The organism is Streptomyces sp. CB03238 (assembly GCF_002099185.1).
GTDB lineage: Bacteria > Actinomycetota > Actinomycetes > Streptomycetales > Streptomycetaceae > Streptomyces.
Genome location: NZ_NBCN01000009.1, coordinates 251,277 through 266,271 on the forward strand (window position 1 = coordinate 251,277; position 14,995 = coordinate 266,271).

The 14,995-nt window shown below is 71.5% G+C and carries 5 protein-coding genes and 2 pseudogenes; 1 reads left to right on the forward strand and 6 read right to left on the reverse strand.

Going from position 1 to position 14,995, the window contains the following annotated elements; genetic code table 11:
- Positions 1–32: 32 nt before the first annotated feature.
- Positions 33–1,313: a M6 family metalloprotease domain-containing protein gene (locus BKD26_RS18630; RefSeq protein WP_084899235.1), complete on the forward strand. Its 1,281-nt coding sequence runs from the start codon at positions 33–35 to the stop codon at positions 1,311–1,313.
- Here the strand turns inward: BKD26_RS18630 and BKD26_RS18635 are convergent.
- The 6 genes and pseudogenes from BKD26_RS18635 to BKD26_RS18660 all read right to left on the reverse strand — a co-directional run.
- A complete protein-coding gene (locus tag BKD26_RS18635) occupies positions 1,300–2,988 on the reverse strand; it encodes a class I adenylate-forming enzyme family protein (RefSeq protein ID WP_241518718.1) in 1,689 nt (562 codons plus the stop codon). The genes BKD26_RS18630 and BKD26_RS18635 overlap by 14 nt on opposite strands.
- 170 nt (positions 2,989–3,158) lie before the next feature.
- Positions 3,159–7,445 carry a discoidin domain-containing protein gene (locus BKD26_RS18640; RefSeq protein WP_084899238.1) on the reverse strand — a complete coding sequence of 1,429 codons (4,287 nt, stop codon included), beginning with the start codon at positions 7,443–7,445 and terminating at the stop codon, positions 3,159–3,161.
- Between the two features lie 95 nt (positions 7,446–7,540).
- Positions 7,541–10,915, reverse strand: coding sequence for a CARDB domain-containing protein (locus BKD26_RS18645; protein ID WP_084899239.1), 3,375 nt, complete (start codon positions 10,913–10,915; stop codon positions 7,541–7,543).
- 350 nt (positions 10,916–11,265) lie between these two features.
- Complete coding sequence (locus BKD26_RS18650; protein ID WP_084899241.1) at positions 11,266–12,276, reverse strand: LacI family DNA-binding transcriptional regulator; 1,011 nt, start codon at positions 12,274–12,276, stop codon at positions 11,266–11,268.
- 188 nt (positions 12,277–12,464) lie between these two features.
- A pseudogene (locus tag BKD26_RS18655) lies at positions 12,465–14,064 on the reverse strand (glycoside hydrolase family 13 protein).
- A gap of 113 nt (positions 14,065–14,177) precedes the next feature.
- A pseudogene (locus tag BKD26_RS18660) lies at positions 14,178–14,457 on the reverse strand (carbohydrate ABC transporter permease); the annotation flags it as partial.
- Positions 14,458–14,995: the final 538 nt, after the last annotated feature.

A 14,995-nucleotide genomic window follows, 5' to 3' on the forward strand; every position in this document is an offset into this window, starting at 1 on the left:
CGGCTGCCGCGGACCGAAGGCGATCAGCACGCATGCAGCAGACCCGCCGGCGGATACGCAGACCGGTCGCCCTCGGCGCGGCCGCCACCCTCGCCATAGCCGGCCTGGCCACGGCGAGCTCGACCCTCCCGGACCGGACCAGCGCCTCGGCCGGCCCCATCGCCGCCCGTTCCGCAACCGACGCCCCGGGGCTCGCCCCGTGCCGGATCACGACCGCCCTGGGGGTCCAGCTGTCGGAGGGCATACCCACGGGCCCGGGCTACGCCCGCTCGACGGGCGAGGTCCGTGCCCTGACCCTGATGATCGACTTCCCCGACGCCCCCGGTGAGGGCCCGGCGATGAACCGGTTCGCCGAGTTCTTCCCGCAGACCACCGACTGGTTCCGCGTCAGCTCCTACGGGCGGCTGCGCTACCGCCCCGAGGCCCCGCTGCCGGGCTGGCTGCGGATGCCGATGCCGTTCGCGTCGTACGGGATCGAGCGCGGCTCACCGTACGAACCCGGCTACCGCCGACTCGTCCAGGACATCGTGACGGCCGCCGACCCCAAGGTCGACTTCGGCGCGTACGACCTGGTCAACGTCCTGGTCACCCCGAACGCGGGCCCCTCGGCGCTGGACACCGTCCTGTCCGTCACCTTCTCCGGCAACGGCGAGGCCCCGCACGCCGACGGCTCGCCGCTCGCCAACACGTCGTTCGTCTACAGCCGCCAGGACGACGGTTCGGGTACGTACCACGAGACGGGCTACCGGGTCCTGCCGCACGAGAACGGCCACGTCTTCGGCCTGCCCGACCTGTACACCGCCGAGGGCGGCGGCGCGGTGGGGCACTGGGACATCATGTCCGAGGACTGGGGGGCCAACAACGATCTGCTGGCCTGGCACAAGTGGAAGCTGGGCTGGCTCGACAACGACCAGGTGCGCTGCGCCTCCGCGTCCGGCAGCCGGGAGTACACGCTCACGCCGCTGGCCACCAAGGGCGGGCCGAAGCTCGCCTTCGTCCCGCTGACGCCGGAGTCCGGGTACGCGGTGGAGGTCCGCACCCGGGACGGCAACGACGAGGCGGTGTGCGAGCCGGGCGTGCTGATCTACCACGTTCAGTCGGACGTGGACACCGGGCACGGCCCGGTCACCGTCGTCGACAGCGACCGCGACAGCGGCGGCTGCACGCGCCGCCCGAACGTGCACGCGGAGCTGTCGGACGCCCCGTATCGCCCCGGCGAGTCGTTCACCGACCGCGAGAGCGGCGTACGCGTCACGGTGTTGTCCGAGGACCCGAAGACGGGCGCCTACCGGGTCCGCGTCAGCCGCGCCTGAGCCGCCCAGACGCCTCGTCCGCCCGGACCCGCGCCTGGACGTCGACCCGCAGATCCCGCTTCAGCACCTTGCCGGTCGCGTTCCTCGGCAGCGGCCCGTCCTGTACGAGGACGTGGGCGGGCACCTTGAAGGCCGCGAGGCTCCGCGCCACATGCGCCCGCAGCTCCTCGGCCCCGGCCGCGGCCCCCTCCCGGAGGCGTACGACGGCCGCGACCTCCTCGCCCAGTACGGGGTGGGGGACGCCGAGCACGGCCGCGTCGGCCACGTCGGGGTGGTCGTACAGCGCCGCCTCGACCTCCACGCAGTACACGTTCTCGCCGCCCCGGATCACCATGTCCTTCAGCCGGTCGACGACGCTGACCCGCCCCTCGCGCACCGTGGCGAGGTCACCGGTGCGCAGCCAGCCGTCGGGCGTGAACGCGGCGGCGGTCGCCTCCGGGTCCTCCCAGTAGCCGCGCACCAGGGTCTGGCCGCGCAGCCACAGTTCGCCCACCTCGCCCTCGGGCAGCGCCCGCCCGTCCGGGGCGGCGATCCGCACCTCGGTGACGGGGGTGGGCCGCCCGACGCTCCCGGGGAAGCGCCGGTAGTCCGCCCCGAAGTTGGCCAGTACGCCGCCGCTGGTCTCGGTCAGCCCGTACCCGTTGCGGGGCTCGACGCCCTCGGGGCAGCGGGCGACCAGGCCGGGCGGTGCGGCGGCGCCGCCGGTGTTGAGGTGGGCGAGCGTCCCGAGCCCCCTCTCGCCCGCCGCCTCCAGCAACTGGAGGGCGGTGGTCGGCACCCCCGCGTAGTGCGTCACGCCGTGCTCGTGGATCAGCTCCAGGGCCTTCACGGCGTCCCACTTGCGCATCAGCACGAGGGTGCCGCCCGCCGCCATCACCGAGTAGAACGAGGTGAACGCGGCCACGTGGAAGAACGGGAACGTCGTCAGCGACACCGGCGCCGGACCCTGCCCCGGCACCTCCCCCCGCTCGAGCGCGGCGACGGCGGCGTGGAAGCGCGGGTTCATCGCGGCCCCGGCCTGGGCGAGGTGCGTGGCGACCGCGCCCTTGGGCCGCCCGGTGGTGCCGGACGTGTAGATGATGGTGGCGTCGTCCTCGGGCCGGACCTCCACCTCCGGCGGGCCGAGCGCGGGGTCGGCGGCGGGGAGGTCCTCGTACCGCTCGAACCCCTCCTCGGCCTCCCCGTGGAAGACCAGCCCCCGCACGCCGTGACGCCGCGCCCAGGCCCGTACGCGCGCCACCCGCTCCCCGTCCACGAGCAGGATGCCGGGCCGGCAGTCGTCGAGGGCGTACGCGAACTCGTCCTCCGTCCACCAGGCGTTGAGCGGTACGGCGACGAGGCCGGCCAGCTGGGCGGCCCAGAACGCGATCTGCCACTCGGGATGGTTCCGCATCGCGACCACGGCCCGGTCGCCCGGCCGCAGCCCGTACACGTCGGTGAACCGGCGGGCGAGCGCGCAGGCGGCGGCGAAGAACTCCCCGTAGGTGTACGTCCGGTTCTCCGCGACGAGGAACGGCTGCTCGCCGTACGCCCAGGTGACCTCGGCGAACTCCCGCAGCGTGCGCGGCCCGCCGGCGTACACGAGGCGCCCGTCCCCGTCCGCCACGACGGCGAAGGGCGCCCCGGGCGCGGTGAGTACCGACGGGTGATGCGTGGACGGATCGGTGTGCGGCACGATCGCCTCTCCTAAGCGCTTGCTCAGTCCCTCCGGGCGACGCTATGCGCCCCGACCGTACCCCGTCAAGATCCGTGTATCAGCCACTTACCCGCTGCGGAGCTCCAGCGCCCGTCGCGGAGTGCGGCGGGCGCTGGTCTCGCTGCGGGAGGGGCCGGAGCCCCGGGGCGTCAGGGGGTGATGTGGATCCTGAACGTGGAGGTGGTGTTGCGGATGTTCTCGGCGTTGCCGCTCATCCGCAGGCCGTGGAAAGTCACCTCCCCGACGGCCGGACCCTGGCCGGGTTCGGGCAGCTCGTTGGCCCACAGCCCGAAGCCCGACTTCGCGTCCCAGGCGTCACCGCTCTTGCGGGCGCCGGTGATGGAGATGTCGGTGAAGACGGTGTCCTTGATCGGGAACGTGGGCTGACCGCCCACGTACTGCGTCTGGAACATGATCCCGCTGTACGTGGGGTCGACGATGTCCACGTGGTTCACCCGGATCCCCTGGAACACCTTGGAGGCGGAGAACAGCCAGATGCCCGGGAACGTCTGATTGCCCCAGAAGTGGCCACCCGCCCGGACGACCGAGATGTTCTCGAAGGTCGTCGGCTCGGTCCCGAAGCCGTTCATCGGGTAGCCGAAGTCCAGCGACGAGATCGTGATCCCCGAGTAGACCAGGGTGTCGGCGATGTGGATGTTGCGGAAGGTGTTGTTGTAGCCGCCGTAGACGGCGACACCCGCGGCCCGCCAGGTCAGGGTGGAGGTGAGGTTCTCGTAGACGTTGTTCTTCATGTCCGCGCCGCCCGCGTCGATCGCCGAGAACAGCGCGAAGCTGTCGTCGCCGGTCGCCCGCGCGTCATTGTTGGACACGAGGTTGTCCGTGGAGCCGTTGGTCATGTTGATGCCGTCGGCGAACATGTTCCGGATCCGGGAGTTCCTGATCGTGATCCGGTCGGTGTTGGCGCCCCAGTAGAGGCAGACCATGTGCTCGTTCCAGATGTCGTCGATGACGATGTCCGACACGTTGGAGAAGTCGAACACCTTGCCCGGCCCGTCGATGCGCGAGGTGTAGTTGCCGAAGTAGGCGAAGCCCTTGAACAGGGAGCCCTTCGCCGCCGCCTCGGCCCGGAAGCCGACGTCGGTGTTGTCCTGCGTGGACGGGGCGTGGAACTTCGTGTACCAGGGTCCGGCGCCGACCACCTTCACCGCCTTGCCGTACACCTGGAACTTGCTCGACGTCCGGTAGTCGCCCGGCGGCAGGTACACGCCGACGAGCGTGCCCGTGGTGTCCATCCGGACCCGGTCGAGCGCGTTCTGCACGTCCTGGTGCGTGAATCCGGCGGGCACGGTGTACCTCGCCGGGTCCGGGTTCGCGACCGGGACGGCCTTCTCCAGGCTGACGAAGTCGATCGCGTACGTGGTGGTGTTGGCGGCGTCCTTCTGGAGCCGGATCCTGCTGCCCGCGGGGACGGTCCCGCCGAGCATGAGGTGCGCCTCGTCGTAGATGTGCCGGGGGGCGCCCGCGCCCGGGGAGTTGCCGGGCGATGCCTCCGCCCCGTACAGCCAGGCGTACTTCGAGGTCAGCGGCAGTGCCTTCCTGAAGGTGCCGTCGACGTACACGTTGATGGTGGAGTCGGTGCCGCCGCCGCCCGGGGCGTCCGGGATGGAGAAGCGGGTCACCAGGGTGTTGGTGTCGGCGCGGGTGGTGAACTCGACGTACTCGCCGGTCGCGTCCAGGTTCACCGCCCTGCGGCCCGACGCCTCGCCCGCGATGTCGCCGACGGTGCGGTTGGGTCCGACGACCGTGGCGCCGCCGCCGGCGGTGCCGTCCTCCGCCTCGTACATGTCGTACGGCATGTCGGCGCCGCGTCCGACGAACAGTGGCTGCGTGGAGGTGTTGTTCTGCCGCTTGACCGGCAGCTCGTTGGCGTCGTCGGCGAGGACGACCTTCACGGTGTACGAGCCGTTGGCGGCCGTCCAGGGGCCGAGGCTCACCTCGGCCGAGCCGCCCGCGGCGATGACGCCGGTGTGGGTGCCCGTCAGGGTCCTGACCGTGGCGCCCCAGTCGTCGAGGAGGGTGAGCGTCACACCGTGGCTGCCCGCGGCGCTGGCCGCGTTGCCCTGGTTCTTCACCATGGTCTTGAAGGTGACGGTGTCGCCGGCGGCCGGACTGGAGGGGGATGTCGTCACCGAGGCGGCGACCAGGTCCGCGCTCGTGACCGGCTTGACCACCAGCGGGTTGGGGCTGGTGCGGGTGTTGTTGGTCTCGTTCTGCTCGACCACCGCGTTCGCCTCGTCCGCGACCGCGCTCAGCTCGTACGAGCCGGCCGGGCGCGCCCCGAGGGACGCGTCGACCGTGACCTGGGCGCCGGGCGCGAGGGCGCCGACCGGCGCGGTGGCGACCTTGGTGCCGCCGAGGCGCACCGCGACCGTGCTCGCGGGAGCGGGGGCCGGGCCGTCATTGCGGACGGTGGCCGACACGGTGATGGCGTCCGACTCCACGGGTGAGGCGGGCGAGGTGGTCAGGCCGGTGACCACGAGGTCCGGGTTGGGCGCGGGGACGCCGATGACCTGGAACTCGGCGAGCTGACCGGCCGGGGCGCCGGAGTTGGCGGTGAACTTCAGCTGGACGTCGGCCACCCGGCCGGAGACCGGAACGGTGACCGTGTTGCCGCTCGACGGGTCGAAGCCGTAGCTCTTGGCGGCGACGAGGCTGGTGAAGCCGGTGGCGTTCTGCTCCCGGCCGAGGACCTCGATCGTCTGGGAGCGGGCGGCCCACACGGTGTCCGGGTTCAGCTTGAGCACGAGCCGGTCGAGGTCGGCGTTGGACCCGAGCTTGACGGTGAGGGTGTTCGGGTAGCTGCCGCCCGCGCCTTCCCAGTAGGTGGCGGTGTTGTTGTCGTTGGCGTTCTCCGGCACGTAGGTGTGCACCGTGGAGGAGGCCCCGATCGGCTTGCCGGTGGCGAGGTCGGAGCCGGTGCCGCCGTTGCCGCCGCGGGTCACGCGGTTGCTGTCGCCCGACCGGTTGCCGGCCGCGTCCTTGGCCCGTACGTGGTAGGTGACGGTGCTGGTCGTGGGCTGGGTGTCGGTGAAGGTGGTGACGTCGCCGGCGACGCTGCCACGCAGGACGTTGTTCGCGTAGACCTCGTAGCCCGTCACACCGGCGTTGTCGGCGGAGGCGGTCCAGGTCAGCCTGATCGTCCCGCTCGTGGGCTCGGTGAAGGCCAGGTTCGCCGGGGCCGTCGGGGCCTGCGTGTCGCCGGCGTCGCCGACGCGCGTGACGGTGTTGCTGTCGCCCGACTGGTTGCCGGCCGCGTCCTTGGCCCGTACGTGGTAGGACACGGTCTGGTTCGCCGGCCGGGTGTCGGTGAAGGCGGTGACGCCACCGGCGACGCTCGTGAGCAGCTCCCCGTTGGCGTAGACGTCGTAACCGGTCACGCCCACGTTGTCGGTGGCGGCGTTCCAGGTGAGCCGGATCTGGCCGGTGGCCGGCTCGGTGTACGCCAGGTTCGCGGGTGCGGTCGGCGCCTGGCTGTCGCCGCCGGCCGGGCCGTAGACCTCCAGCTCGGATATCTGGGCGGCCGCCTGGACGGTGTTCGCGGTCACCAGCACGCGGACGTAGCGGGTGGTGGTGGCGTCGAAGGCGATGGTGGCCGCGTGGCCGCTCGCGGCGTCGAAGGCGTACGCCCGGGAGGCCGTCAGGTCGGTGAAGTCCGTGCCGTTGCCGCTGCCCTGGATCTTCAGGGTCTGGCTGCGGGCGCCCCAGGTTCCGGGCAGGCGCAGGACGACGCGGTCGACGCGCACGGAGGAACCGAGGTCGGCCCGGAGCCACTGCGGGAAGGCGTTGTTGGCGCTCTCCCAGTAGGTGGCGCGGTTGCCGTCGTTGGCGTTGGCGGCGGTGTAGGTCTGCGTGTGGCTGCCGGCGGTGAGGGTGCGGCCGGTGACGAGGTTGGCCGACGAGCCGTCCGCGGCGTGCACCTCCAGCTCCGAGAGCTGCGCCGCCTGCCAGCCGGTGTTGGCGGTGATGTCGATCCGGACGAACCGCGTCCGCGTGGCCGGGAAGGAGACGGTGACCGTGTTCCCGGACCCCGGGCTGAAGGTGTACGCGGCGGAGCTCTTCAGCGTGGTGAAGCCGGTGCCGTCGGCGCTGCCCTGGACGGAGAGGGTCTGGCTGCGGCTCTCCCAGCCGGCCGGCAGCTTCAGCACGACCTCGTCGACCCGCTCGGTCGTCCCGAGGTCGGCCTGGACCCACTGGGGCAGGTTCGACCCGGCGCTCTGCCAGTACGTGCCCTGGTCGCCGTCGGTGATCTTCGGTGCGCCGTACTCGGCGTGGGAGCTGCTCGCCGACGCGGTGTCGCCGAGCGCGATGTTGGGTCCGCCCGCCGCGCGGGCGGTCGTCAGCGGACCGCCCAGCGCCAGCAGGCTCGTCACGATCACGGCGCTCAGGCCCCGTGATCTCCAGGTGGGGGTGGTCATCAGTCCTCGCTTCTCGGGAATACGGGGCGCTTCGCCATGCGGACTGTGCGCGCGGCGGCCCGGAGGGGCGGGCCGCCGTACCGGTGCCGTGGGTGTCAGCCGGTGCGATGGACGACGAACTGCGAGCCGGGCTCCACGAGGACGTCACCCTCGGCCGAATTGGTGATGGTCACGCCCGTCAGCGTCGCGCTGCCCCGGGCGCCGCTCATCGCGAGGATGCCGGAGCCGTTGACCGATCTGTCGATGCGTACGTTGGTGATCCTCACGTCCGGCATCGCGCCGCCACCCGTCTTGAACTGGATGCCGTCGTAGGTCGAGTCGTGGATCTCGGTGTCCCGGATGGTGACGCCCGGGATGTCCTGGCCCTGGGCGAAGAGCGTGATGGCGCCGAACTCCTGGTCCTCGTTCCAGAACGCACCGCCCGTGCGGTGCAGCGCGTTGTTGGCGATGAGGGTCTGCCCGGAGAAGGGCAGCGGGTCGTGGTCGGTCGCCAGCATGATCCCCGGGTAGTTCATGGTGTCGGAGATGATGTTGTTCTCGACCGTGTTTCCGTAACCGCCGTACACCGCGATGCCGTTGGCACGCCAGGGCAGCTGGATGGTGTTGTTGCGGAAGTGGTTGTCGTGGCCGATGTCCACCGACGGGTTCTTGACGTACTTGCTGGCCCAGACGGCCAGGGCGTCGTCACCGGTGTTGCGGAAGGACGAGTTGTGGACGGTCGAGTTGCGGGTGCCGTTGGCGAAGTTGATGCCGTCGGCGTACGTGTTGCGGACCCGCATCCCGCTGAACTCCAGGCCGTCGCCCGGCCCCCACAGCTCGGGGATGTTCGAGTAGTCGCGACCCACCCAGACGCCGACGTTCGCGTGCTCGATCCACACGTTGCTGATCCTGGTGTTCTTGCCGAACCGGCCGTTGAGGCCGACACCGCCCTCGGCGTTGCCGTCGCCGCCCCGGATGGTTCCGGAACCGAAGATCGCGACGTCCGAGATCTGGGTGTTGTCGTCGATGTCGAAGCCGAAGTTGCCCTCGTGCGGGTGGTTGATACCGCCCGCCTGGTGGGGCGGGGTCAGTGTGTACAGCTGGGAGTGCCACATGCCGGCGCCACGGATCGTCACGTCACGGATGCCGACCTGGTTGTGGGTACCGCGGTCGAGCGGGTCGTCGGTCAGGATCTTCTGTTCCTGGCGCCACTGGCCCGCCGGTATCCATACGCAGGTGATCTCGCCCTTCTGGTCGGCGGTGACCGCCCGCTGGATCGCGTCCGTGTCGTCGGTCCCGTCATTGGGGACGGCGCCGTACTGGGTGATCGAGGTGCACGCCGCGGGCTTCGCGGCCGGGGCGGCGACCTGCTCCAGGTCGATGAGGTCGATGATGTAGAAGGCGGCGGTGTCGCCCGCGTCGCGCTGGAGGCGGAACTCCGTGCCCACCGGGTAGGTCTCGGTCAGCAGCGCGTGGGACTCGTCGAACAGCCGGCGCGCGTCACCGCCCGGGGTGTTGGTCAGGCCCTCGGGGTCGTCGGTGTTCCCGTAGAGCCAGCTGTGCTTGGAGGAGAGCGTCAGCTTCCGGACGAAGTCGCCGTCGGCGTAGAGGCTGATGGTGGCCTCCCTGCCGCCGCCGGACGGGGCGTCGGGGATGGAGTTGCGGACGACGATGGAGTTGGCGGCGTTGGTGGAGGTGAACTCCACGTACTGACCGGTGCTGTCGAGGCGAACCGACCGGCGGCCGGAGGACTCGGTGGCGAAGTTGGTGTGACCGAAGGTGCGCTTCTTGTCCGAGGTGAGGAGGGTGCCCTGGTAGCGGGCGTCCTCGGCCTCGTACTCGGTGTACGGCACGGCCGCGCCGCGTCCGACGACGAGGGAGCGGGCGTGGACGTTGTTGTTCTCGTCCGTCTCGGCGACCGTGCCGGTGGCGTCGGCCGTGGCGGTCAGGGTGGCGGCACCGCTCGTGGCGGTCCAGGTGCCGGCGATGGCGACGGTGGCCGTCGCCCCGGCGGCGATGGCGCCGGTCGTGCCCTGCAGGGTGGTGCCGCCGACGGTCAGGCGGGTGACGGTCCCGGCGGGGACGCCGGTGGTGCCGCGGTTGTTCACCGCCACCGTGAAGGAGACGGACGCGCCGACCGCGGGCGCCGCCGGGTTGGCGGTGATGGCGGTGACCCGAAGATCCGGGCCCGGGCTCTGGGCGACGGTCAGCTTCGTCGCCGCGGTGCGGCTGTTGTTGCTGTTGTCCAGTTCGGGGACGGTGTCCGTCGGGTCCACGGCGGCGGAGACGGTGTACGTCCCCATGGGGCGCCGGCCGACGGGGACGGCGACGGTCGCGGACGATCCGGCCGGGAGGGCGGCGACCGGAGCGGAGCCGGCGACGGTGCCCTCGACGCTGACGTTCACCGTCGTCGCGGGGGCGGGGGCCGTACCGGCATTGCGGACGGTGGCCTTGACCGTCACCTCGTCCGCCTCGGACGGAGAGGCCGGGGACCAGGTCAGGTCGGTGACGACGAAGTCCGGGTGGGGCGCGGCCCTGCCGATGACCTGGATCTCGGCGACCTGGGCGCCGGGGGCGCCGGTGTTGGAGAAGAAGGTCAGCCGGAGGTCGGCGACGCGGCCGGTCACCGGGATGACGACGGAGTTCCGGCCCGTCGACGGGCTGAAGGCGTAGTCGGCGCGGGCCTTCAGGGAGGTGAACGCGGAAGCCGCTTGCCCACGCCCCAGGACCTGCAGGGACTGGGTCCTCGGTCCCCACACCTGGTTGGGGTCGAGCTTGACGACCACGGCCTCGACGTCCGCGTCGGCGCCCAGTTTCACGGTCAGGCTCGACGGGAAGCCCGCGGACTCCCAGTAGGTGGTGAGGCTGTCGTCGTTGGCGTTGGTCGCCACGTAGTTCTGCGTCGTGGATGTCGCCTCGATCGGTTTGCCGCGCGCCAGGTTCGTCCCCTCGGCCGGCGGGTCGACGGGCCCCTGGCCGCCTGCGCCGTAGATCTCCAGCTCTGACAACTGTGCCGCGTTCCAGCCCGTGTTGGAGGCCACCTGCACCCGGACGTGCCGGGCGGTGGCGGAGGGGAGGCCGATGGTCACGGTGTTCGCCGCGGACGGGGTGAACGAGCGGGCCTGCGCGGGAACGAGGGTGGTGAAGGAGCTCCCGTCGGCACTGCCGAGGATGCCGAGGGACTGGGAGCGCGCCTCCCAGCCGGTGGGCAGTTTCAGTACGACGCGGTCGAGGGCGACCTGTGCGCCGAGGTCGACCTGCACCCACTGGGGGAAGGAGCCCGCCGGGCCCTCCCAGTACGACTGCTGGCTGCCGTCGGTGACGTTGCCCGCCGGGTAACCCCCGTGTGCTCCGCCGGCCGTCGCCGGTCTGCCGAGAGCGAGGTTGGGCTCCGCCGCGGCGTACGCGGGGACGGGTAGCAGCCCGATGGCGATCAGGCCGGCTATCAGCAGGCCGACGGCGAGCCGCCTGCTCGGATGTGTGCCTCTCATGGTGGCCTCTCCCCGATCCGGGCGCGGCGCGTGGCCCGCCTCCACTTCCCGGATCCGGCCGCGGGCGGATGACGCGCGAGGGAGCCCGGGAGAGAGGAGAAGGTCACGCGCCAGGAGCCCAGCATGACTCCGACAATGAATGGCGACGACAAGCCAACTTCTTGAGTAATTCTGTGATCTATTTGCGTCGCTAGAGTCACAGGTTTCTACTGCATGACGGCTTTGTCAACGGTTCCGTACCGCCGTGACGGGCTGCGTGCCCCGGAAACGCCACCGGCACCGGTATCGGAGCCGCGCTGGGCGGCGGTGATACCGGTGCCGGTGGGGTGACGGGGATGCGGAGGACGGGATCAGCGGGCCGGGGGCGGGGCGGTCGATCCGCGGACGACGAGCTCGGGCTCGAAGAGGAGCTCGCCGGAGTGGGTCTGGGTCCCCTGGATCTGGGCGCACAGCAGATCGACCGCCGCACGGCCCATGGCCTCGATGGGCTGGCGCACGGTCGACAGCGGCGGCTCCGTACAGGTCATGAAGGCCGAGTCGTCGAAGCCGACGACCGACACGTCCGACGGGACGGAGAGCCCCCGCCGGCGGGCGGCCCTGATCGCCCCGAGGGCGAGGGGGTCGCTCCCGCACACGATGCCGGTGACCCCTCGCTCCAGGAGGCGTGAGGTCGCGGCCTGCCCGCCCTCCAGCGAGAAGATCGACCGCTCCACGAACTCGTCGGCCCACTCCAGGCCCGCGGCCCTGGCCGCCCCCTGGGCGGCTTCCAGCTTGCGCCGCGACGGCACGTGGTCGGCGGGGCCGAGGACCAGGCCGATCCGCTCGTGGCCCAGCGAGGCGAGGTGGCGCCACGCCTGCTCGACGGCGACGGCGTCGTCGCAGGCGACGCACGGGAAGTCGAGCCCTTCGATCGACGCGTTGACGAGGACGACCGGGATGTTCCGCTCCGCAAGCCGGTGGTAGTGGTCGTGCGGCGCGTCGGCCTGCGCGAAGAGGCCACCGGCGAAGACCACGCCGGAGACCTGCTGCTGGAGCAGCAGGTCCACGTAGTCGGCCTCGGAGACACCCCCCTTGGTCTGCGTGCACAGCACGGGCGTCAGCCCCTGCTGCGCGAGCGCACCCCCGATGACCTCCGCGAACGCCGGGAAGATCGGGTTCTGCAGCTCCGGCAGCACCAGGCCGACGAGCCGGGCGCGCTCCCCGCGCAGCTGCGTCGGCCGCTCGTACCCCAGGACGTCCAGCGCCGTGAGCACGGACTGGCGGGTCGCCTCGGACACCCCGGGCTTGCCGTTGAGGACCCGGCTGACCGTCGCCTCGCTGACCCCCACCTTCTTCGCCACCTGAGCAAGTCGTCGCGTCATGCACGCAAGGCTAGCGCAAGCCCCGCAAGTGGATTGCGGTCGTTCTGCGTCCGTCCACGATCGAGGCGCAGCGCGTTACAGCCCCGCCACGGTTCCGGGCGGACCCGACTCCCATGTGGGACGTACCCCTGCCGCGGGCCGACCACGAGCCGCACCCGGGCGCCGGTCCGGACCCGGCCCCGGGGCCGTCAGGCCCGCAGCCACACGGCCGTGTCCCGCGGCAGCGCTCCGTCGGCGTCGAGCGGTCCGCTGGCGAGGAGCAGCCGTTCGTGCGGCGGAAGGGCGACCGGGCGGCCGGAGAGGTTGACGACACAGAGCAGGCCGTCGGCGCGGGCGAAGGCGAGGACGTCGTCCTCGGCCGGCAGCCAGGCCATCGGGCCGTCGCCGAAGCCCGTCCCGGACCGGCGTACGAGCAGGGCTTCGCGGTAGAGCGCGAGCATCGACTCCGGGTCGGTGCGCTGGCGGTCGACGGCGTAGCGTGCCCAGTCCCCGGGCTGGGGCAGCCATGGCTCACCGCCGGCGCCGAAGCCGTACCACGGGGCCTCCGCCTCCCAGGGCAGGGGGACCCGGCAGCCGTCGCGGCCGGGGTCGGTGCCGCCGGAGCGGAGGTGCATGGGGTCCTGGATCCGGTCCGGTGGGATGTCGGCCTCGGGCAGGCCGAGCTCCTCGCCCTGGTACACGTACACCGAGCCGGGCAGCGCGAGGGTGAGCAGGGCGGCGGCGCGGGCGCGGCGGGTGCCGAGTTCCAGGTCGGTGGGGGTGCCGAAGCGCTTCGTGGCGAAGTCGAAGCCGGTGTTCTCGCGCCCGTACCGGGTCACGGTGCGCGTCACGTCGTGGTTGCACAGCACCCAGGTGGCGGGGGCGCCGACGGGGGCGTGCTCGGCGAGGGTGGCGTCGATGGCGCTGCGCAGCCGGCCGGCGTCCCAGGGGCAGGTGAGGAAGGTGAAGTTGAAGGCCGTGTGCAGTTCGTCGGGGCGCAGATAGCGGGCGAAGCGCTCGGCGTCGGGCAGCCAGACCTCGCCGACGAACACGGCGCCGTAGGTGTCGGCCACCGCCCGCCACGAGCGGTAGATGTCGTGGATTTCGTCCTGGGTCGACGTACGGGTGCGGGTCGACGCCCTCCTCGAAGTCGGCGAGCGCGGGATCCTTGACGAGCAGGGCGGCCGAGTCGATCCGTACGCCCGCCACACCCCGCTCGAACCAGAAGCGGAGCACGTCCTCGTGTTCCCGGCGGACGTCCGGGTGGGCCCAGTTGAGGTCGGGCTGCTCGGGGGTGAAGAGGTGCAGGTACCACTCACCGTCGGGCACCCGGGTCCAGGTGCTCCCGGAGAACTGCGACGGCCAGTCGTTGGGCGGGAGTTCGCCGTGCTCGCCACGGCCGGGACGGAAGTGGAAGCGCGCGCGCTCCGGGCTGCCGGGTCCGGTCTCCAGCGCGGCCCGGAACCAGGTGTGCTGGTCGGAGACGTGGTTGGGGACGATGTCGACGATCACCCTGATGCCGAGCGCGGCGGCCTCGGCGATCAGCTTCTCGGCCTCGTCGAGGGTGCCGAAGGCCGGGTCGATGGCGCGGTAGTCGGCGACGTCATAGCCACCGTCGACCATCGGCGAGGCGTACCAGGGGGTGAACCACACGGCGTCGACGCCGAGTTCCGCGAGGTAGGGCAGTCTCGCCCGGACGCCCGCGAGGTCACCGGTGCCGTCGCCGTCGGCGAAGCTGCGGGGATACACCGGGTAGATGACGGCGTCGCGCCACCAGTCGTCGGTGCGGGGCGAGTGAGGGGCTGCCACGTGAGGTCCTTTCGGGCAGAAGGGGTCTTCGCCGCCGTCCCGGTGGCTGCGGGGCATGAGGCCGGGACGGCGGCGAAGGCATGGGGAGGGTGACGGACCGGGCGGGGAGGACGTCATCCCTTGAGCCCGCCGGCGGTGAGGCCGCTCATGATGTTGCGCTGGAAGAGCAGGAAGATGAGCAGGGTCTGCAGGGACGCGATCGTCAGGGCGGCGATCAGGACGTTCACCGGGACGCCGCTGGAGAGCGAGTAGATCCCGACGTTGAGAGTCTGCTTCGCGGGGTCGGGGAGGGTGAGCATCGGCCAGAGGAAGTCCTTCCAGACCCCGACGACCGCGAAGATCGAAGAGGCCGGCGCCGTCGAGTTCGGCCGCCTCGTACAGTTCGCCGGGGATGCCCTGGAGCGCGGCGAGGTAGATGAGGGCGGCGCCGCCCATGTTCATCCACGTCGCGGCGATGACGACGGAGAGCATGGACAGGTCCGGGTCCTGCAGCCACTGCTGCTCGGGCAGGTGGAGGAAGCGGAACAGCTCGTTGAGGAGCCCGTACCCCGGGTCGTAGAGGTACTTGAAGAGCAGCACCGAGGCGACCGGCGGCAGCATCACCGGCAGGTAGACGAGCAGCCGGAGGTAGCCCTGTCCGTGGTGGAACTCGTTGACGACGATCGCCACGACGAACGGCACCGCGAACCCGAAGATCAGCGCGAGCACGGTGAACAGGAGCGTGTTGCGCCATGCCTGCCAGAAGGCCGGGTCGTTGAAGACGGTGGTGAGGTTGTCCAGGCCGACCCAGGTGACCTCGCCGCCCTCGGTCTCTGGAAAGCCAGGAGGAACTCCCTGACCATCGGGTACCAGGAGAACACCGCGAAACAGACGACGGCTCCGATGAGGAAACCGTGGGCCGTCAGATTGCGCCGCAGGCTCTTGGCGAACC